Genomic DNA, 20,089 nt, shown 5'->3' with positions numbered 1-20,089 from the left:
GAGTGCCGATGCCCGGCGCGCTGGTGGGCGCCGATCTGCTTGCCTGTGGACAACCGTGGCGAAGCCCGTGCCGGTGACTGAGGCATAGGTACCTATACCTGCATCGGCGTGGCGGAAATGCACGTATAGGTACCTATGCCCGGGGGCGGGGGGCCGCTTACAGCCAGCCGTTCCGTTTGAAGCCGCGGTAGAGCAGCAGCACGATCGTCGCGATCACCAGCAGCACCACCGGGTAGCCGTACCGCCACTCGAGCTCGGGCATGAACTCGAAGTTCATCCCGTAGATTCCGGCGATCGCGGTGGGGACGGCGATGATGCCGGCGTAGGCCGAGATCTTCCGCATGTCCTCGTTGTCGGCCAGCGTCGTCCGGGCCAGGGACGCCTGCAGGATCGACGACAGGAGCTCGTCGAGGCCGCCGACCTGGTCGCGCACCCGGATGGCGTGGTCCTGGACGTCCCGGAAGTAGGACCGCATGGCGTCCGGGACGACGTCGATCTGCCGCTCCGCCAGCTTCTGCAGCGGCAGCTCCAGCGGCCCGACCGCCTTGCGCAGGCCCATCAGCTCCCGCTTGAGCTGGTAGAGCCGGCCGATGTCGTCGGTGCGCTCGGGGCTGAAGACGGAGGCCTCGAGCTCGTCGACGTCGTCGGTCACCGCGCCGGCGACCTCCACGAACGTGTCCACCACGAGGTCCGCGACGGCGTAGAGCACCGAGGCCGGCCCCAGGCACAGCAGCTCGCGCTGCTCCTCGAGGCGCACGCGCAGGCCGGCGAGCCCGGAGTGCTCGCCGTGCCGCACGGTGATCACGTAGTTCGCACCGAGGAAGACCATCACCTCGCCGGTGTCGACCACCTCGCTGGTCGCCGTCAGCTCCTCGTGCGCCACGTACGTCGCCGTCTTGAGCACCATGAACAGGGCGTCGTCGTACTGCTCGAGCTTGGGTCGCTGGTGGGCGTAGACGGCGTCCTCGACCGCCAGCGGGTGGAGCCCGTACCGGTTCCCGATCGCGGCGAGCTCGGTCTCGGTCGGCTCGTAGAGGCCGAGCCAGACGAACCCGCCCTGAGCCACCGCCGTCCGCAGGGCGTCCTCCGGCGGGACCGGGGCCTGCCGGTGGCCGTCCACGTACACGGCGCAGTCGACGACGACGTCCGCGTCGGCGCGGCGCGCCGGCGCTGATCTCGGCGCGCCGGCCGGCCGCGGGCGCAGGGTCGGAGGATGCGCCGGGGAAGGACCCACCGGGAGGTCCGGGGGCGTGTCGGTGTCGGCCATCGCCCACCTTCCTGAGATCGATCCGGCGGGTGCAGCCTAGGCATCCGGATCGTGGAGGAACCGGGAGGACGCCGCGGCCGCGACCGCCGCGCGGGAGGCCTGACGCACCCTCACCCCCACGGGTGAGAACGACCGCCGGGCTCTTCAGCCGCGGCCCTGACGGGTCGAGCTGACCTGTGTGGCAGCCGTCCTCGACACCTTCGCAGCCCCGCAGGGCCGCGCCGCCGTGCGCGCGGCCGTCGAGACGCCGGCCACCACCCGCCGGGTCCCGCTGGCCGTCGTCGGTGCCGGGGTCATCGGCGTCGTCGAGGCGATCGCCCTCCTGGCCGTCTCCCTCACGGGCCTGGACGGCCTGCTCTCCGCGGGGCGCGCGCCCGGGTGGCTCGTCGCCGTCGTCCTCGTCGTCCTCGCCGGCTGGATCGTGCTCTGCGCCGGGAGTGCTGCCGCCATGGTCGACGGCGCCGGCCGCTCGCTGCTGACGGGCGTCGCCTACGCCGAGATGGGCCTCGTGGCCGGCCTGCTCGTGGTCGCGACCGTCACGCCGTTCGTCAATCCCACCTCGCTGCCGGTGCCGGCACTGGGTCTGCTGGCCCTGGCCGTCCCGGTCGGCAAGCTGCTACTGGCGGGCGCGCCGTCGGCGGAGCGCTGGATCGCCCAGGGTCCCCGCGCACGGACCCGTCGCCCCGACCCGGTCCAGGCCCACCGCCTGCTGGCCACGGTCACGCTGGGGGCCATCGGTTTCTCGCTGTGCGCCGTCGCGGTGCTGGAGCCGGTCCCCGCCGGCGACGTCGGCGACCCGGCCTCGGTCGTCTACAGCCAGGACTGACGCGAACCCGGCTGGACGGCGCTCCGTACTGTTGCCCTGTGAGTGATCGGCACATCCTGACCGCAGTCGCCTGGCCCTATGCGAACGGGCCGAGGCACATCGGCCACGTCTCCGGGTTCGGCGTCCCCTCCGACGTCTTCAGCCGGTACCACCGCATGGCCGGGGACGACGTCCTCATGGTCAGCGGGACCGACGAGCACGGCACCCCGATCACGGTCGCCGCCGACGCCGAGGGCGTGACGCCCCGGGAAATCGCCGACCGGAACAACCGGATCATCGTGGGGGACCTGCAGTCCCTCGGGCTGAGCTACGACCTCTTCACCCGGACGACGACGGCCAACCACGCCGCCGTCAGCCAGGAGATCTTCCTGGGTCTGCTGAAGAACGGCTACGTCTTCCCGAAGACGACGCTCGGCGCGATCAGCCCGTCGACCGGGCGCACCCTGCCCGACCGCTACATCGAGGGCACCTGCCCGATCTGCGGCTACGACGGCGCGCGCGGCGACCAGTGCGACAACTGCGGCAACCAGCTGGATCCGATCGACCTGATCAAGCCGGTCAGCAAGATCAACGGGGAGACGCCGAAGTTCGTCGAGGAGGAGCACTACTTCCTCGACCTGCCGGCGTTCGCCCGGGCGCTGGGCGACTGGCTGGGCACGCGCACGAACTGGCGCTCCAACGTGCTGAACTTCAGCGTCAACCTGCTCGAGGACCTCAAGCCGCGCAGCTACACCCGCGACATCGACTGGGGTGTCCCGGTGCCCCTGGACGGCTGGCGCGACCGGCCCGACAAGCGCATCTACGTCTGGTTCGACGCCGTCGTGGGGTACCTGTCGGCGTCGATCGAGTGGGCCCGCCGGTCGGGGGACCCGGAGGCCTGGCGGCAGTGGTGGCAGTCGCCGGACGCCGACGCCTACTACTTCATGGGCAAGGACAACATCGTCTTCCACTCCGAGATCTGGCCCGCCCAGTTGCTCGGCTACAACGGCGAGGGCGACAAGGGCGGGACGCCGGGCTCCTACGGCCGGCTGAACCTGCCGACCGAGGTGGTCTCGAGCGAGTTCCTGACCATGGAGGGCCGCAAGTTCTCCTCCTCCCGGAACGTCGTCATCTACGTGCGGGACTTCCTGGCCCGGTACGACGCCGACGCGCTGCGCTACTTCATCGCCGTCGCCGGCCCGGAGAATCAGGACACCGACTTCACCTGGGCGGAGTTCCTGCGCCGCAACAACGACGAGCTGGTCGCCGGCTGGGGCAACCTGGTCAACCGGTCGGTGTCGATGGCGGCGAAGAACGTCGGCGCCGTCCCGACGCCCGGGGAGCTGACCGACGACGACCGCGCGCTGCTGGCCACCACGTCGGGGGCGTTCGCCCCCGTGGGCGACCTGCTGTCGCGCAACCGGCAGAAGGCGGCGATCACCGAGGCCATGCGGGTCGTCGGCGAGGCGAACAAGTACCTGTCGGACCAGGCCCCGTGGAAGCTCAAGGAGGACCCGGCCCGGCGGGACACCGTCCTGCACACCGCACTGCAGGCGATCAAGGACTGCAACGCGCTGCTGACGCCGTTCCTCCCGCACTCCTCGCAGCAGGTGCACGAACTGCTCGGCGGGACCGGCGTGTGGTCGGTCGCGCCGCGGGTCGAGGAGGTCACCGACCTCGACGAGGGGTCGCCGTACCCGATCATCACCGGCTCCTACGAGCAGGGGCAGGCGGTCTGGGCATCCACGCCGCTCGCAGCTCCCGGGACGCCACTGGCCCCGCCGAAGCCGATCTTCGCCAAGCTGGACCCGTCGATCGTCGACGAGGAGATCCGGCGCCTGGAGGAGGGCGGCGAGTGAGGGCAGAAATGGCCATATCTGTCCTTCGGACGGCGACGTGAGCCGGTCGGCGTCGTCCCGCGCCAACCGGCGGGGTGAGCCACCGCCGTCCCCCGAGCCGCTGCCCGCACCTGCGCTGGACAGCCACACCCACCTGGACATCGTCCTGGGGGAGCGGCCGGCGGGGGACGAGCACGGCGAGTGGGCGTCGGACGACGACGTCGATGCCGAGATCGCGGCCGCGGTCGCGGTGAACGTGCCCCGGCTGGTGCAGGTCGGGGTCGACGTCGCGTCCTCCCGGTGGTCCGCGGCGCTGGCGGCCCGGCACCCGAACGTGCTGGCCGCCGTGGCGCTGCACCCCAACGAGGCCGGGGACGGGAAGGCGGAGGGCCACTGGCTGGACACAGCGCTGGCCGAGATCGACCGGCTGGCGGCGCTGCCCCGGGTGCGCGCGGTGGGGGAGACCGGCCTGGACCGGTTCCGTACCGGGCCCGAGGGATGGGCGGCGCAGGAGGCCTCCTTCCGGGCGCACATCCAGATCGCCAAGCGGCACGGCCTCGCCCTGGTCATCCACGACCGGGACGCGCACGAGGAGATCCTGCGGGTCCTGGATGACGAGGGTGCGCCCGAGCACACGGTCTTCCACTGCTTCTCCGGCGACGCAGACTTCGCGAAGGCCTGCGTCGAGCGCGGCCACGTGCTCTCCTTCGCCGGCACCCTCACGTTCGGCAACGCCGGCTACCTGCGCGATGCCGCGGCGGTGACGCCGGTCGACCAGTTGCTCGTCGAGACCGACTCGCCGTTCCTGACCCCCATGCCGTACCGCGGCCGCTCGAACTCCTCCCGGCTGGTGCCGCACACCGTGCGTGCCCTCGCCGAGGTCACCGGCACCGACCTCGAGAACCTCTGCAACCGCCTGACCGCGACCGCCGAACGAGTCTTCGGAACCTGGGAGACGGCGGACTGAAGCCCTGTGATCATGCCGAGTGGGGCCCGGAGGGCTCCGCGCAGGCATGACGCAGCGGCTCGACGCCACGGGGGACGGCACGTGGTGGCGGTGTCGTCCGGAGGACGACGGCGTCATTGCCCGGAGGCTCCCCAGAGGAAGGACGGGCAGCGCTCCACGCAGGCCGGGGACGGCACGTGGCCGCGGTGTCGTCCGGAGGACGACAGTGTTATGGCCGCGGCGTCGTCCGGAGGACGACGATGTAAAGGGAACGGCACGTGGCCGCGGTGTCCTCCGGAGGAGGACAATCAACACCGTGGGCCGCCTCATCGCTGTACTCCTGTTCATCGCCGTGCTCGTGCCGGGCGTCCTGCTGGCCCGCGCGTGGGGCCTGGCTGCCGGGCGCCGGGCGGTCGCGGGCGGCGCGGTGGAGCTCGTCGAGCCGACCGCCGAGGGCATGCGGACGCTGCGTCGTCAGGCGCTGCACGGCCGCCGGGTCCGCCAGGTCGGACTGCTGGCTGGTGTCGCCGGGGTCGTCGCGAGCGTGGTGCTGCTGGCCGAGGCATCGATCTTCCTCTGGGTGCCGGTGCTCGTGGTCGGCCTGCTCCTCGGGGTGCTGCTGGCCGAGGCGACGCGACCGCGGCCGCGGTGGAAGACGGCCGTGCCTGCCCGCCGGCCGCGCCGGAGGGAGCAGATCTCGGCGTGGCTGCTCTGGACGATGCGCGTCCTGGTCCTGGTCCAGCTGGCGGTCACCTTCTCGCTGTGGTGGGAGGGGGAGCTGGGTGACCCGGCCGCGATAGCGGCCCTGGCGGTACCCGCGGTGGCCTGGCTCCTGGCCGAGATCGCCCTCCTCCGGGCGCTGGTCCGGCCGGTGCCGGCGGACGGCGCGGACGTCCCCGTCGACGAGGCGCTGCGCACCTGGACGGCCCACCTGGTCACGGCCGCTGTGACCGTGCTGGCGCTGCTCCCGCTCGGCACGCTGCTGCTGCGCGCGGGTATCGATCCGGACGGCGTCAGCGAGGGCTTCGACTTCCTGCCCGTCGCGCTCGTCGCCGGCGGATTCTCGGCGCTCGCGGCCGGTATCGCCGTGGCGGCGTTCCTGCTCACCTGGCTGCGGCCGGTGCGATCGAACGCACGCGCGCTCACCGGCTGAAGAAGCGAAGGACTCCGCCGATTCGCAGTCTTCGCGACGGGGTCCCGCGGAAGACCCTCTGTGGGCTTGCTCACCGGTCACGAGGTGGTCACGCGGTCTCGTCACCTGCATCTTCCGCCCGCCGTGTCACGCAGGGTGTCGGCGAGCCCACGTAGTGCATGTGAATTCCTCTGCTGTACTTCCTGTGCAGCATTGCCACACGCACCGTGTTCGTTATCGTGTCGTGACCGACAGCCGGGGTGGAGAAACCATCCGGGCGGCGATCACCGGCTGGGCGCCCCGCGCTCCCGACCGGCTGCCGGCCCGGACTCCTGCCCGGGTTCTGTGACCCTGTGGAAGTATTTGTGCGCCGCTCACTCCAGCTCAGCCTGTTCGTCGTGGTCCTCCTCGGACTCCTCGGCGGCACGCTCGCCTACGTCGTCGCCCAGAAGTCCGTGACGCTCACCGTCGACGGACAGGTCCGCACCGTCGGCACCTACGCCGGGACGGTCGGCGAGGTGCTGGAGGAGGAGGGTCTGGAGCCGGCCGCGCACGACGTCGTCCTGCCGGCAGTCCAGCAGAGCCTCACCGACGGCGACGCGGTGGTCCTCAACCGCGCCCGGCCGCTGGAGCTCACGGTCGACGGCGTCTCGCGCGAGGTCTACGTGACCGCTCTGTCGGTGGACGAGGCCCTCGCGCAGCTCGGCTACCGCACCGACGGGCTGGTGCTGTCGGCCAGCCGCAGCGAGCGCCTCCCGCTGGACGGCATGCAGCTGACGATCACGACCCCGAAGGACATCGTCCTGGTCAGCGACGGACAGGAGCGCGTCGTCACCACGACCGCCGCCACCGCCGGTGACCTGCTCGCCGAGCAGGGCATCGCGCTGAGCGAGACCGACCGCACCAGCCTCTACCTGAACCAGGGCTTGCTGAACCAGATGCGCCTGCAGGTCTTCCGGGTGCAGGTCTCGGAGGTCACCGAGGCCACGGCGATCCCGCACGAGCGGATCGAGACGGCGAACGCCGAGGCGCTCGAGGGCGACGACACCGTCACCCAGGAAGGCGTGGACGGCGAGCAGACCACCACCTATCGCGTGACGGTCACCGACGGCGTCGAGACCGCTCGCGAGACGCTCGGCACGAGCGTCACCCGCGAGCAGGTGCCCGAGCTGGTCACGGTGGGCACCAAGGAGCGACCTGCCCCGCCGGCGGTCGCCGACGGCAGCGCCTGGGACCGGCTGGCCCAGTGCGAATCCGGCGGCAACTGGGCCATCAACACCGGCAACGGGTACTACGGCGGACTGCAGTTCAGCCCCGGCACGTGGCGCGCGTACGGCGGCACGGGCCTGCCGCACCAGGCCAGCCGGGAGCAGCAGATCGCGATCGCGGAGAAGGTCCGGGCCGCCCGCGGCGGCTTCGGTGACTGGCCGAGCTGCGCGTCCAAGCTCGGTCTCCCGCGCTGAGCCAGCCAGCAGCCGAGGACGGGCTGCTGGGCCCCGCCGCGATCCGCGAGCTGGCCCAGCGGCTCGACCTGCGTCCGACCAAGACCCTCGGGCAGAACTTCCTGCACGACGCCAACACCATCCGGCGGATCGTGCGGACGGCGGAACTGCGGCCGGACGACGTCGTCCTCGAGGTCGGCCCCGGACTGGGGTCGCTCACCCTCGGGCTGCTGCCCGCCGCCGCCCGTGTCGTCGCCGTCGAGATCGACCCGCGCCTGGCCGATCTCCTGCCGCAGACCGTGGCAGACCGTCGTCGCGACCTCGCCGACCGCCTGACCGTCGTCCACGCCGACGCCCTGCGCGTCACCGAGCTCCCAGGCCCCGCGCCGACGGCGCTGGTCGCCAACCTGCCGTACAACGTCGCGGTCCCGGTCCTGCTGAATCTGCTGGAGCTGCTGCCCACGCTCGACCGGGCGCTGATCCTGGTGCAGGCCGAGGTCGCCGAGCGGCTGGCGGCACCCCCCGGCGGCTCGGCCTACGGCGTGCCCTCGGTGAAGGCCGCCTGGTACGGCCAGGTCCGGCGGGCGGGCGCGGTGAGCCGGAAGGTCTTCTGGCCCGAGCCGAACGTCGACTCGGGTCTCGTGGCGCTCGTCCGCCGCCCCCCACCGCCGGGCGACCGGGCAGCCACCTTCGCGGTCGTGGACGCCGCCTTCGCGATGCGCCGCAAGGGCCTGCGTGCGGCACTCGCCCGCTGGGCCGGGAGCCCGTCGGCCGCCGAGGCGCGGCTGCGGGCGGCCGGCATCGACCCCGCTGACCGGGGTGAGCAGCTCTCCGTGACCGACTTCGCCCGCCTCGCCGCGACCGATCCGGTGCAGCCGTGAGCGTCGTCGCCGCGCGGGCGCCCGCGAAGGTCAACGTGCACCTCGGAGTCGGCCCCCTGCGGCCCGACGGGTTCCACGAACTGCGCACGGTCTACCTCGCGGTCTCGCTGTTCGACACCGTGACGGCCCAGGCCGGGGACGGGCTCGCCCTGACCGTGACCGGCGAGGGGACCGGGGGCGCTCGTGGCGCCGACCTCGTGCCGACCGACCGGCGCAACCTCGTGTGGCGGGCCGCCGAGCTGCTGGCGACGTCGGCCGGCGTGCCTGCCGACGCCACCGTCGAGATCGCCAAGTCGATCCCGGCAGCGGCCGGGCTGGCCGGTGGCAGCGCCGATGCGGCGGCCGCGCTCGTCGCCCTGGACGCCCTGTGGCGCACCCGCGCGAGCCGCGAGGACCTCGTGGGCCTGGCCGCGCAGCTGGGCAGCGACGTGCCGTTCAGCCTGGTCGGCGGGGTGGCCCTGGGCGCCGGCCGCGGCGAGCAGGTGACCCCCGTGCTGTCGCGCACCCGCCGGCACTGGGTCCTGGGCATCGCGGGGGAGGGCTTGTCGACGCCCGCCGTCTACGGCGAGCTGGATCGGATGCGGGCCGCCGGACGGGTGCCGGACGGAACGGACCTCGCCACCGCGGAGCCCGTCGTCGCGGCGCTGCGCAGCGGGCCCACCGCCGTGCTGGCCTCGGCGCTGGGCAACGACCTGCAGGCGCCGGCGCTGGCGCTGCGTCCGGAGCTCGGCCGCGCCTTGCGCGCCGCGACCGAGGCGGGCGCCGCAGCGGCGCTCGTCAGCGGCTCCGGCCCCACCGTGGCGGCCCTCGCCGGCGATGAGCAGGACGCCCTCCGACTCGCCGCGGAGCTGGCCGGTGCCGGCGTCTTCCGCACCGTCCGGGCCGTGCACGGCCCGGTGCCGGGCGCTCGCCTCGTCGGCTGAACGCGGCTCCCGGCGTCAGCCGCCGGGCGAGCTCCGGCGGGAGTCGCCGAGACCGGGACGCGGCTCCAGATGAGCCAGGCCGTTGTAGGACAGGTTGACCAGGTGCGCGGCCACCTCCCGCTTGCCGAGGGCCCGGTTGTCCAGCCACCACTCGCCGACGAGGGAGACCATGCCGACCAGGGCCTGGCTGTAGAGCTGCGCCAGCCGGGGGTCGTAACCGCGGGCGCCGAACTCGCGGGCGAGGATGTGCTCGACCTTGCGCGCCAGCTCGCCGATCAGCGACGAGAACGAGGCGCCGCCGCTCTGTCCCGGCGCGTCCCGGGTCAGCACGCGGAAGCCGTCGGTGTCCTCCTCGATGTAGTCGAGGAGGACCAAGGCCGCGCTCTCGAGCATCTCGCGGGGCGGGCGGGGGACCGACAGCGCCGAGGTGAAGCGGTCCAGCAGGGCCTGCATCTCGCGGTCGACGACCGCGCCGTACAGGCCCTCCTTGCCGCCGAAGTGCTCGTAGACGACGGGCTTGCTGACGTCGGCGTGCGCGGCGAGCTCCTCGACCGAGGTGGCCTCGAAGCCCCGCTGGGCGAACAGCTCGCGTCCGACGTCCAGCAGCTGCCGGCGGCGCTGCTCGCCGGTCATCCGCACCCTGGGACGTACCGTGCTGCTGCTCATGGGGCTTCCTTCCCTCGGGCACATCGTGTCCCGCGCACGGCTCCGCCGGCCGCGTTCAGAGGCTCGCTCTGGGTGTGCGAGGGGTGAGGAGGACGGGGTGTTCCTCAGGCCGACGCCGCGACCGGCGCGGGGGCGGCGTCGCGGCGCTTGGCCGCGAGCCGGACCGGGTCGGGCCATTTCACGGCGTGGGCCCAGCCGAGCTTCTCGAACACCCAGATCACCCGCGCGCTGATGTCGATCTGGCCGCGCAGGACGCCGTGGCGCGCGCAGGTCGGGTCGGCGTGGTGCAGGTTGTGCCAGGACTCGCCCGCGCTCAGGATCGCCAGCGGCCAGAAGTTCGTCGCCCGGTCCCGGCCGGGGGAGACGAAGGGCCGGTTGCCGACCACGTGGCAGACGGAGTTGATCGACCACGTCACGTGGTGCAGCAGGGCGACGCGCACCAGGCCGGCCCAGAAGAACGCCGACCACGCGCCGGCCCAGGATCCGGTCACCAGACCGCCGATGACCGCGGGGGCGGCCAGGCTGAGGAAGGCCCACACCACGAACAGCTTGCTGGTGGTGACCAGCGCGCCGTCCTTGAGGAGGTCGGGCGCGTAGCGCTCCTGGTTGGTCTTGCGGCGGTCGAACAGCCACCCCAGGTGGGCGTGGAACATGCCCTTGAGCAGCGACCGCAGGTCGGTGCCGTAACGCCACGGCGAGTGCGGGTCACCCGCCCGGTCGGAGAAGGCGTGGTGCCTGCGGTGGTCGGCCACCCACTGGATGACCGGCCCCTGGATGGCCATGGACCCGGCGGCCGCCAGCGCGAGCCGCAGCGGCCGCTTGGCCTTGAACGAGCCGTGGGTGAAGTGGCGGTGGTAGCCGACGGTCACGCCGAGCAGCGTCAGGTAGTAGAAGCCGACGGCGAGCCCGACGTCGAGCCAGGACAGGCCCCAGCCCCAGACGGCGGGTACGACGGCGGCCAGGGCGAGGAACGGGACGAGCACGATCACGTACAGCGTGACGATCTCGAGCGTGCTCTTGTGCCTGCCGATGGCATGGGCGGGCAGCCCGGCGTGCGGTTCGGCGAGGGGAGGAGCCGTGGGCCGGGTGAGAGCGGGAGCGGACAAGATGAACTCCTGAGCAAGGGGATCGGCCACGCGCGCGGGTCTTCGGCTGCCGTGGCTACGTCCCCGTAACCTACGGCAGCGTAGGAACTCCGGCGACCCGACCGGACCGGCCCGTGGATGCCCTCACCGACCGGTGGGCCCTAGGCTCGCTCCCGGGTGCCGGGGTCCGTGGCGCCCCTGCGGACGGCGACCGCCGCACCGCGGGTGGGGGATGGGGTAATCGGCAGCCCGCCGGCCTTTGGAGCCGTGCAGTCTCGGTTCGAGTCCGAGTCCCCCAGCTCGATGAGTGCCGTTCGTCAGAGGAGATCCGTGACCGTGCAGGAGCCGTCCGCCGCCGTCCCGACGTCGTCCCCGGCGGTGGCGGCCGTGGTCGTCCTCGCGGCCGGTCAGGGCACGCGCATGCGTTCCACGACGCCGAAGGTGCTGCACACCCTGGGCGGGCGGAGTCTGCTCGGCCACGTCCTGGCCGCTGCCGAGCCGCTGGGCGCCGGCACCACGGTCGTCGTCGTCGGCGCGGGGCGCGACCAGGTCGAGCAGCACCTGGCGCAGGTGGCCCCCGGCGCCGTGGCCGTCGTGCAGGAGGAGCAGCGGGGGTCCGGTCACGCCGCCGCCGTCGCGCTGGACGCCGTGCCCGATCTCGATGGCCCGGTCCTGCTGGTGAACGGGGACGCCCCGCTGCTGCGCGCCGACACGGTGGCCCGGCTGGTCGAGGCGCACCGCGCCACGGGCAGCGCCCTCACCGTCCTCACGGCCGAGGTCGACGACCCGACCGGGCTCGGGCGCATCGTCCGCTCCGCCGACGGCAGCGTCCGCGCGATCGTCGAGGAGCGTGACGCGACCCCCGAGCAGCGGTCGGTCCGCGAGATCAACGCGGGGGTCTACATCGGCGACGCGGCGGCCGTCCGCCGTGCCCTCGGCCGGATCAGCACGGACAACGACCAGGGTGAGCAGTACTTCACCGACGTCCTCGGGTTGCTCGTGGAGGAGGGTGCCACGGTCGGCGGCCACGTCGCCGATGACCCCGACGACGTCCTCGGCTGCAACGACCGCGTCGAGCTCGCTGCCCGCCGGCGCACCCTCAACGACCGGGTGCTCGACGACCTCATGCGCAGCGGCGTCACCGTCGTCGACCCGCTGACCACCTGGGTCGACGTCACCTGCTCCGTCGGGCCCGACGCCGTCCTGGAGCCCGGCACCCAGCTGCGCGGCACCACCTCCGTGGCGTCGGGGGCGGTGGTCGGCCCGGACACCACGCTGGTGGACGCCGAGGTGGGCGAGGGCGCGTCCGTCGTCCGATCGCACTGCCTGGGCGCGCGGATCGGGCCGGAGGCCACGGTGGGCCCGTTCAGCTACCTGCGCCCGGGCACCCGGCTGGAGCGCGGCGCCAAGGTGGGCGCCTTCGTGGAAACCAAGAACGTCGAGGTGGGTGAGGGATCGAAGGTGCCCCACCTGTCCTACGTCGGCGACGCGAGCATCGGCCGCGGCGCCAACATCGGGGCCGCGACCGTCTTCGTCAACTACGACGGCGTGGCCAAGCACCGCACGACCATCGGCGACCACGTGCGGATCGGCTCGGACACCATGCTCGTGGCGCCGGTCACGGTGGGCGACGGCGCCTACACCGCGGCCGGGTCGGTCATCACCTCGGACGTTCCCCCGGGCGCCATGGCCGTCGCACGGGCGCCCCAGCGGAATGTGGCAGGCTGGGTGCGCCGCCGCCGGTCCGGGACCCCTGCGGCCGAGGCCGCGGAAGCGGCCGAGAACCGGGCGGGGGCACCTTCGGGAGGCCGCTCCGACGCCTCCCGGACGGACACCGAGCAGTAGGGACAGCAGAGCCGATGAGCGCGATCCGGCAGGCGAACAGCAAGAGCCTGATGCTCTTCTCCGGGCGGGCCTTCCCGGAACTCACCGACGAGATCGCGGGACACCTCGGGGTGACGCCGACCCCGACCGCCGCCTACGAGTTCGCCAACGGCGAGCTGTTCGTCCGGTTCGAGGAGTCGGTCCGGGGGTGCGACGCCTTCGTCGTCCAGAGCCACACCGCGCCGATCAACACCTGGCTCATGGAGCAGCTCATCATGGTCGACGCGCTCAAGCGCGCCTCGGCCAAGCGGATCACCGTCGTCGCGCCGTTCTTCCCCTACGCCCGCCAGGACAAGAAGCACCGCGGCCGCGAGCCCATCTCCGCCCGGCTGGTCGCCGACATGTTCAAGACCGCCGGCGCCGACCGGCTGATGACCGTCGACCTGCACACCGCCCAGATCCAGGGCTTCTTCGACGGCCCCGTCGACCACCTCTTCGCCCTCGACCTCCTCGTGCAGCACGTGTGCGAGCGCTGGGGCGACCGCGACATCACCGTCGTCTCGCCCGACTCCGGCCGCGTCCGCGTCGCCGAGCGGTGGACCGACAAGCTCGGCGGCACCCCGCTGGCCTTCATCCACAAGACCCGCGACCCGCTGCGCCCCAACGAGGTCAAGGCCAACCGCGTCGTCGGTGAGGTCGAGGGCCGGGTCTGCATCCTCGTCGACGACATGATCGACACCGGCGGCACGATCGTGAAGGCCGCCGAGACCCTGTTCGAGGCCGGCGCCGCCGACGTCATCGTGACCGCCACTCACGGCGTCCTCTCCGGGCCGGCCGTGGACCGGCTGAAGAACAGCAAGGTCAGCGAGGTCATCGTGACCAACACGCTGCCCATCGAGTCCGAGCGCCAGTTCGACAAGCTCACCGTCCTCTCGATCGCCCCCCTCCTCGCGCGGGCCATCAAGGAGGTCTTCGAGGACGGCTCGGTCACCAGCCTCTTCGACGGCAATGCTTGATCGTCATCCTCCGGATGACACCGCGGCCATGACGCTGTCGTCCTCCGGACGACACCGCGGCCAGGTAGCGTTCCCCGCCTGCGTGGAGCCGCTGCCCGTGTCCCGCCCGGGGACCCTCCGGGCCCCGCGACCGGTCCACCCGCTGCGCGGAGTTGCTCGCCCGTCCTCCCTCGGGGGACCCTCCGGGCCTCCGCTCGGGAGGACCGCTGCGCGTCTGCCGTGGCTCTTCGCGTACTCTTGCCGTGCCCGGCGAGGGAGCGGTCCTGCTGCTCCGTGATCGACGTGCATGCCCCGGTGGTCGAAAGCCCTGACGGTGTGCCGCGCTCGTGCGCCGGCCCGCAGACCCGATCCACCTCCTGAGGAGCACATCACCGTGGCTGACTTCCGCCTCGAAGCCGAGATCCGCACCGAGTTCGGCAAGGGCAGCGCGCGTCGCACCCGCCGTGCCGGTCGCGTCCCCGCCGTCCTGTACGGGCACGGCCAGGACGTCGTCCACCTGTCGCTGCCGGCCCGCGAGTTCGCGGCCGCTCTGCGCAACGGCGGCACCAACGCGCTGCTGACCATCGTGCTCGAGGGCAAGGAGCAGCTGGCCCTCACCAAGGCCGTGCAGCGCGACCCGCTCAAGCGCACCCACGAGCACGTCGACCTGCTGCTCGTCCGCCGCGGCGAGAAGACCACCGTCGAGGTGCCGATCGTCATCGTCGGCGATGTCGCGCCCGACACCATCCCCAACCACCAGCTGAGCACCGTCTCCATCGAGGCCGACGCCACCCGACTGCCCGACAGCATCGAGGTCGACGTCAGCGGCCGGTCGGCCGGTCAGGGCATCACCGCCGGCGACCTGGTCCTGCCGAAGGGTTCGACGCTGGTCACCGACGCCGAGGCGCTGGTCATCGGCTTCCTCGGTGCGCCGACCGCCGAGGCACTGGAGGCGGAGCTGGAGCAGCTCGAGGCCGAGGCCGGCATCGAGAAGGAGGAGTCGGGCGAGGCTGCCGAGGGCGCCGGCGAGGGCGACGTCGTCCCCGAGCCGCAGGACCAGGGCAGCGGCGAGTCGATGGACTCGGCCGAGAAGTCCGCCGACAACGGCTGAGGCATCCCCTGAGCGAGAGCACGATCCCCGGGGGCGCCGGCGATGCCGGCGCCCCCGGGTCGCGCGCGTCCGAGGGGCCGTTCCTGGTCGTAGGACTGGGGAACCCCGGGCCCGGCTACGCCGGCAACCGGCACAACGTCGGCGCCATGGTGCTCGACGAGCTGGCCGGACGAGCCGGCGTCCGTCTCTCGGCGGGCAAGGGCGCGCGGTCCCGCGCGCTGGCAGGGGAGGGCCGGCTCGCCGGCCGCCGGGTCGTGCTCGCCCGCCCCCTGACCTACATGAACGAGTCCGGAGGCCCGGTCCGCGGCCTCCTCGACTACCACCACCTGCCGGCCGAGGACCTCGTCGTCGTGCACGACGAGCTCGACCTGCCCTTCTCGACCGTCCGCCTCAAGCGCGGCGGTGGGGAGGGCGGGCACAACGGCCTGCGGTCGATCTCCCGCTCCACGGGCACCAAGGACTACCTCCGGGTGCGCGTCGGCATCGGCCGCCCACCCGGCCGCCAGGACCCGGCCGACTACGTCCTCAAGGACTTCTCCTCCGTCGAGCGCAAGGAGCTCGACCTCCTCCTCGTCGAGGCCGTCGACGCCATCGAGACCCTGCTCGTCAAGGGCCTCGAGGGCGCACAGAACGAGGTCCACCCCCGGAGCTGACGTCGGCCGCCGCTCGAGCCACGCCAGGGACGCCTAGCCGCGACACCCCAGAGGGCACGTGTGGCGATCGTCGTCGAGCGTCGGCCCCGGTTGGCGCGCCCGTGACCGACGCCGTCCGGATCCTGCACGTCGCCCAGCCGGTCGACGCCGGCGTCCCGGGCGTCGTCGCCGACCTCGTCCGGGAGCAGGTGGCGCGCGGCTGGGACGTCGTCGTGGCGTGCCGCCCGAGGGCTGGCTCCCCGGGGCGGCGCAGGACGCCGGTCCGCGGATGGTCCCGTGGCGGGCCACCCGGGACCGCACACGTTCGCCGAGGCCGTGCGGCTGGCGGCCGTCGTCCGACGCACGCAACCGACCGTCGTGCACCTGCGCAGCGCCAAGGCCGGACTCGCCGGGCGCCTGGCCTTGCGCGGTCGCCTGCCGACGGCGCTCAGCTGCGCGCGTGGTCGTCAGAGGCGGCCGGCGGGCTCCTCGGCACGCGAGCCGGGTGTGGGAGAAGCCGACCGCTCGCTGAACCCACCTGGTCGTCGCGGTCAGCGATGCCGAGGCCGCCCGCGGCCGCGAGGCCGGGGGCACCTCGTCCCGTCCGGGAACGGCGAGGCTCTGGTCGACGAGCTCGTCCGTCGGTTGTCCGCCCCGGGCTGACGGCCAAAGAGGGGAAGGCCGGGCGCGACCGGGCGGCGGCCCGCTTCGACGTTCGCCGGACGACCGCCTCGATCTCCGACGCCGTGGCCCTGCTGGTGGCTCGGGCCCCGATCGTCCGGACCGACCGGCGCGCTGACCCCGCGGCGCAGGGTCCCCTCGCACGAGTGAGACGACTGCCCGCGGAGGGGGTCCCAACGGGTGAATGCTCACTGTGCGTGTTGCTCCTCGCCGGGGAGCCTGTGAGGGTCGTCCCAGGTAATGGCGGCGGATCGGCTGTCGGGCGAACCGCGCGAGCGTGCGCATCCGCTACAGCGCGTCATGGGGGTACCAGGGGGTTCTGTGCTGCTGGAACACGGCGGAGCGGCGGTCGAAAGACAGCCCGCCGTCCCCGGGCCGCGCACGTCCGTGGAGACGACGCCGAGCCCCCGACGGGACCTCCGGCGCCCCACGCCGGGCTGGGTGCGGGGATACCGCACCGGCCTGGTGCTCGCCGAGATCGCCGCGTCAGCGTTCGCCGGCGTCGTCGTGCTGACGACCCGCGACGTCACGCCCGTGACCGATGCGCTGTTCTGGGCATGCGTCTCCCTCCCGGTGCTCTGGCCCGCCACCCTGGCCGCGTCCGGCGCCTACGCGGAGCCGGTGTTCGGCACCGGCAGCGACGAGTACCGCCAGGTCGGCCGGGCCGGCTTCCTGCTGCTGGCCGTCGCCGGGTTCATCTCCTACGCCGCCGCGCTGGACCTCAGTCGCGCCCTGGTGGTCGTCGCCATCCCGGTCCTGACGCTGGCCACCCTGGTCGGCCGGTACGCCGCCCGTGCCGTGCTGCACCGCCTGCGCGCCAGGGGTCGCTGCACCAAGCGGTTGGTGGTCGTCGGACGAGGGGGTGCCGTCCTCGAGCTGGCCGGTCGGCTCGGGCGGCAGCGCTACGCCGGTCTGGACGTCGTCGCCTTCTGCGTGACCCCCGGTGACCGGGCCCGCGTCGCCGACACGGCCGACGTGCCGGTCGGGGGACTGGACGACGTGGTGGCGCTCGCCGCGGACCTGGCTGCCGACACCATCGCGGTGACCTCGGCCAGCGAGACGGCGGCGCACTACCTCCGGCAGTTGTCCTGGCAGCTGGAGGGCACCGGGATCGAGCTGCTGGTGGCGCCGGGGCTCATCGAGGTGGCCGGCCCGCGCCTGCACATCCGCCCGTTCGAGGGTCTGCCGCTGCTGTCGGTCGAGCAGCCCCGCTTCGAGGGCTGGCGGCGGATGGTGAAGGGCGCGGTGGACCGCTCCCTGGCGGCGCTGGCGCTGGTGACGCTGAGTCCGCTCCTGGTCGCCGTCGCGCTCGCCGTGCGAGTCTCCAGCAAGGGCCCCGCCCTCTACCGCCAGGAACGGGTCGGGATCAACAGCCGCTCTTTCACCATGCTCAAGTTCCGCAGCATGGTCGTCGACGCCGATCAGCAGGTGGACGTCCTGCGCGACGACAACATCTCCGACGGCCTGCTGTTCAAGCTGCGCCAGGACCCGCGGGTGACGCCCATCGGGCGCTGGCTGCGCCGGCTCTCCCTGGACGAGCTGCCCCAGCTGCTCAACGTGCTGGGCGGATCGATGTCCCTCGTCGGCCCCCGCCCGCCCCTGCCGGGCGAGGTGGCCCGGTACGACTCCTCGGTCAGCCGGCGGCTCCTGGTCAAGCCGGGGCTGACGGGCCTGTGGCAGATCTCCGGCCGCAGCGACCTGTCGTGGGACGAGTCGGTCCGCCTGGACCTGCGGTACGTGGAGAACTGGACGCTGGCGCTGGACCTGCTCATCCTGTGGAAGACCGCCGCCGCGGTCATCCGCTCCCGCGGCGCCTACTGAGCCGACGGCCCGGGAGGTCCGACCTCCACCGGGGAACCGTGGTCAGATGCCGCGGCCGCGCTCGTTCAGCGTGGCCAGGACCCGCTCCGGCGTGATCAGCCCACCGGCGACGGCCAGCGCGATGAACGCGCGCGGCTCTCGCCACTGCCGGCTCAGGGCACGGTGCGCCCACCGGACGGCCGTGCGCCGCCGGCCCAGCGCCGCGTTGCTGAAGGCCAGCTGGCCGTACACGCGAGCAGCGCCCCGGTCGTCGTCGGCGATCCCGGGGTGACGCTGGAGCATGTACTCCAGGGAGTCCCCCAGGGTCTCCCACTTCCGGGAGAAGTACGAGGTACGTCCCCACGGCACCCGTACCAGCGGCTCGTCGACGTGCTGGATCGGCGCGAGAGCCGCGGCACGCAGGAGCAGGTCCCAGTCCTCGTTCTGACTGCCGGGGATCTGCTCGTCCACCAGCCCCAGCGGGCCCAGGAGGGCGGAGCGGCGCAGCAGCACCGTGGAGCTGTGCAGCATGGCCATGCGGCTGCGCAGGAGGTCGGCGTGCCGGATCTCCTCCTGGCCGGCGAGTCGGGCTACCTCGGGACTGTCCTCGTAGGCCACCGTGATCGACGTCGTGACGAGGACGGCCTCCGGGTGCCGGCGCGCGCGTTCCAGCTGCGCGCGCAGCTTGCCCGGGGCCCAGGTGTCGTCGTCGTCGCAGAAGGCCACCCAGTCGGTCTCCAGGGCCAGGATGCCGGTGTTCCGGTTCCCGGCGAGGCCGGGCGTCCGCTGATTGGTCATGACACGCACGCGGCGGTTGCCGGTGCTGAGCTGCTCCAGGGTCAGGTCGGGCGTGCTCCGGTCGAACACCACGACGACGTCGAGGCCGATCGGCACGTCCTGGGCGAGGATCGCCATGAGCGTCCGCCGGAGGAGCGCGGGGCGCTGGTGGGTGGGGACGACGACGCCGACGGTTGGCCAGGTCTCCGGCGTGCCGGTCATCGGGCGCGCCGCCCGCCGCTCGGTCGCACATAGCCGTAGCGGACGAGCAGGGGGAAGGTCATCAGACCGACGAGTGCCCGGCGGCGGCGGGGGAGCCGTTCCCGCCAGGCGTCGTCCCGGCGCAGCGTCATGGGGCCGTTGCGGAAGCGCACGGGGTTGCCGGCCACGGTGTGCGACGGCGTCAGCGAGACGGTGGAGTCGTCGACGAAGGCCGTCACCTCCTGCGTGTCCGGGAGGCCGGCGAACTCGGCCAGCTCCCCTGTGCGCCGGCGCGGTTCGGCCACGAAGTCCTCGTAGCGCAGCAGCCGCGTGCGCGTGCCCAGACGCGCGAGCAGCGCGAAGAACAGGTTGTGGCCGATCCACAGCGCCGACGAGCCCGCCGGGGAGTACCGGTGCATGAGGTCCTCCGCGGCACCGGACTCCGGGCGCAGGACCTCCTTCGTCCAGGAGTAGGCGACGCCCCGGCTGTCCCGGACGACGTGGACCACCCGCAGGTCGATGCCGGGTGCACGGCGCACGCAGAAGGCGAGCGACGAGTGCTTGCTGGAGTCGATGACCACCGGGCACCCGGACACCTCGGCGATGGCCCGGTACAGCCGGGTGCAGACGTCGACGTACTCGGCGTGCTCGGCGCGGCGGCGGCGCCCCGGTAGACGCGGGAGGGCCAGCAGCGGCACGTGGCGGGTGCGGTCGACGCGCGAGCGCAGTTCGAGCATGCGCTCGGCGAGGGAGCGGTCCCAGCCGCCGAACGCGCGGTCGCCGACCTGGGCCCAGAAGCGGCACCGGCTGAAGGGCTCGCCGCACCCGCAGGTCTCGTCGTCGAGGACACTGCGCTGCCACAGGTGCACGAGCTCCCCGGCCGAACAGGTTCCGGGCAGTTCCCCGAGCACGCGCTCCAGCACGGTGGTGCCGCTGCGGCCCAGGCCGCCCAGGAACAGCACCGTCGGCACGGACGCGCGCGGCCCCGCGTCGACCGAGGCGGCGGGGCGGTGCGCGGAACGTGTCGTCACCCGGTGAGTTTCCCACCGGCAACTACGATCTGTAGACCCTTCGTCACCCTGA

The 20,089-nt window shown here is 73.1% G+C and carries 17 protein-coding genes and 1 tRNA gene; 13 read left to right on the top strand and 5 right to left on the bottom strand.

Features of this window, described 5'->3' with window-relative positions; genetic code table 11:
* Positions 1–157: 157 nt before the first annotated feature.
* Entirely contained in the window at positions 158–1,267 is a 1,110-nt protein-coding gene (gene corA / locus FHU33_RS20890) for a magnesium/cobalt transporter CorA (RefSeq protein ID WP_142027528.1), read from the bottom strand.
* Between the two features lie 178 nt (positions 1,268–1,445).
* Between corA and FHU33_RS20885 the strand changes: the two genes are divergently transcribed.
* From FHU33_RS20885 to FHU33_RS20855, 7 genes are all read left to right on the top strand, one after another.
* Positions 1,446–2,093: a hypothetical protein gene (locus FHU33_RS20885; RefSeq protein WP_142027527.1), complete on the top strand. Its 648-nt coding sequence runs from the start codon at positions 1,446–1,448 to the stop codon at positions 2,091–2,093.
* Between the two features lie 38 nt (positions 2,094–2,131).
* Positions 2,132–3,931, top strand: coding sequence for a methionine--tRNA ligase (metG, locus tag FHU33_RS20880; RefSeq protein ID WP_142027526.1), 1,800 nt, complete (start codon positions 2,132–2,134; stop codon positions 3,929–3,931).
* 37 nt (positions 3,932–3,968) lie between these two features.
* Positions 3,969–4,877 carry a TatD family hydrolase gene (locus tag FHU33_RS20875; protein WP_142027525.1) on the top strand — a complete coding sequence of 303 codons (909 nt, stop codon included), beginning with the start codon at positions 3,969–3,971 and terminating at the stop codon, positions 4,875–4,877.
* Positions 4,878–5,172: 295 nt separating this feature from the next.
* Positions 5,173–6,009 (top strand): hypothetical protein, encoded by an 837-nt coding sequence (locus FHU33_RS20870; RefSeq protein WP_142027524.1) that lies wholly within the window; start codon positions 5,173–5,175, stop codon positions 6,007–6,009.
* A gap of 344 nt (positions 6,010–6,353) precedes the next feature.
* The gene (locus FHU33_RS26335; RefSeq protein WP_142027523.1) at positions 6,354–7,451 is read left to right on the top strand and encodes a resuscitation-promoting factor; all 1,098 of its coding nucleotides are present in this window, start codon (positions 6,354–6,356) and stop codon (positions 7,449–7,451) included.
* Positions 7,412–8,311: a 16S rRNA (adenine(1518)-N(6)/adenine(1519)-N(6))-dimethyltransferase RsmA gene (gene rsmA / locus FHU33_RS20860; protein ID WP_211355343.1), complete on the top strand. Its 900-nt coding sequence runs from the start codon at positions 7,412–7,414 to the stop codon at positions 8,309–8,311. Before FHU33_RS26335 ends, rsmA begins: the two co-directional genes overlap by 40 nt.
* The gene (locus tag FHU33_RS20855) at positions 8,308–9,234 is read left to right on the top strand and encodes a 4-(cytidine 5'-diphospho)-2-C-methyl-D-erythritol kinase (RefSeq protein ID WP_142027521.1); all 927 of its coding nucleotides are present in this window, start codon (positions 8,308–8,310) and stop codon (positions 9,232–9,234) included. The genes rsmA and FHU33_RS20855 overlap by 4 nt, the downstream gene beginning before the upstream one ends.
* A gap of 15 nt (positions 9,235–9,249) precedes the next feature.
* Here the strand turns inward: FHU33_RS20855 and FHU33_RS20850 are convergent, their stop codons facing one another.
* A complete protein-coding gene (locus FHU33_RS20850) occupies positions 9,250–9,900 on the bottom strand; it encodes a TetR/AcrR family transcriptional regulator (RefSeq protein ID WP_246064057.1) in 651 nt (216 codons plus the stop codon).
* A 104-nt stretch (positions 9,901–10,004) separates the two neighbouring features.
* A complete protein-coding gene (locus FHU33_RS20845; RefSeq protein ID WP_142027520.1) occupies positions 10,005–11,006 on the bottom strand; it encodes an acyl-CoA desaturase in 1,002 nt (333 codons plus the stop codon).
* Between the two features lie 205 nt (positions 11,007–11,211).
* Here FHU33_RS20845 and FHU33_RS20840 point away from each other — a divergent pair.
* The 6 genes from FHU33_RS20840 (at position 11,212) to FHU33_RS20815 (ending at position 18,049) form a co-directional block, all read left to right on the top strand.
* Positions 11,212–11,284 (top strand) — tRNA-Gln (locus tag FHU33_RS20840).
* Positions 11,285–11,315: 31 nt separating this feature from the next.
* Positions 11,316–12,830 carry a bifunctional UDP-N-acetylglucosamine diphosphorylase/glucosamine-1-phosphate N-acetyltransferase GlmU gene (gene glmU, locus FHU33_RS20835; protein ID WP_246064055.1) on the top strand — a complete coding sequence of 505 codons (1,515 nt, stop codon included), beginning with the start codon at positions 11,316–11,318 and terminating at the stop codon, positions 12,828–12,830.
* Positions 12,831–12,844: 14 nt separating this feature from the next.
* Positions 12,845–13,825, top strand: coding sequence for a ribose-phosphate diphosphokinase (locus FHU33_RS20830; protein ID WP_142027518.1), 981 nt, complete (start codon positions 12,845–12,847; stop codon positions 13,823–13,825).
* A 373-nt stretch (positions 13,826–14,198) separates the two neighbouring features.
* A complete protein-coding gene (locus tag FHU33_RS20825; RefSeq protein WP_142027517.1) occupies positions 14,199–14,915 on the top strand; it encodes a 50S ribosomal protein L25/general stress protein Ctc in 717 nt (238 codons plus the stop codon).
* A gap of 8 nt (positions 14,916–14,923) precedes the next feature.
* Complete coding sequence (pth, locus tag FHU33_RS20820; RefSeq protein WP_342778702.1) at positions 14,924–15,568, top strand: aminoacyl-tRNA hydrolase; 645 nt, start codon at positions 14,924–14,926, stop codon at positions 15,566–15,568.
* 981 nt (positions 15,569–16,549) lie between these two features.
* The gene (locus FHU33_RS20815; RefSeq protein WP_246064053.1) at positions 16,550–18,049 is read left to right on the top strand and encodes a sugar transferase; all 1,500 of its coding nucleotides are present in this window, start codon (positions 16,550–16,552) and stop codon (positions 18,047–18,049) included.
* A 42-nt stretch (positions 18,050–18,091) separates the two neighbouring features.
* Here FHU33_RS20815 and FHU33_RS20810 read toward each other — a convergent pair whose 3' ends face one another.
* Both FHU33_RS20810 and FHU33_RS20805 read right to left on the bottom strand, forming a co-directional pair.
* Entirely contained in the window at positions 18,092–19,027 is a 936-nt protein-coding gene (locus tag FHU33_RS20810) for a glycosyltransferase family 2 protein (protein ID WP_142027514.1), read from the bottom strand.
* Positions 19,024–20,037, bottom strand: a complete 1,014-nt coding sequence (locus FHU33_RS20805) for a sulfotransferase (protein ID WP_211355303.1) — start codon at positions 20,035–20,037, stop codon at positions 19,024–19,026. Before FHU33_RS20805 ends, FHU33_RS20810 begins: the two co-directional genes overlap by 4 nt.
* Between the last annotated feature and the right edge of the window lie 52 nt (positions 20,038–20,089).

This window comes from Blastococcus colisei, assembly GCF_006717095.1.
Lineage (GTDB): Bacteria > Actinomycetota > Actinomycetes > Mycobacteriales > Geodermatophilaceae > Blastococcus_B > Blastococcus_B colisei.
This window is presented reverse-complemented; position numbering and strand designations above follow the sequence as displayed.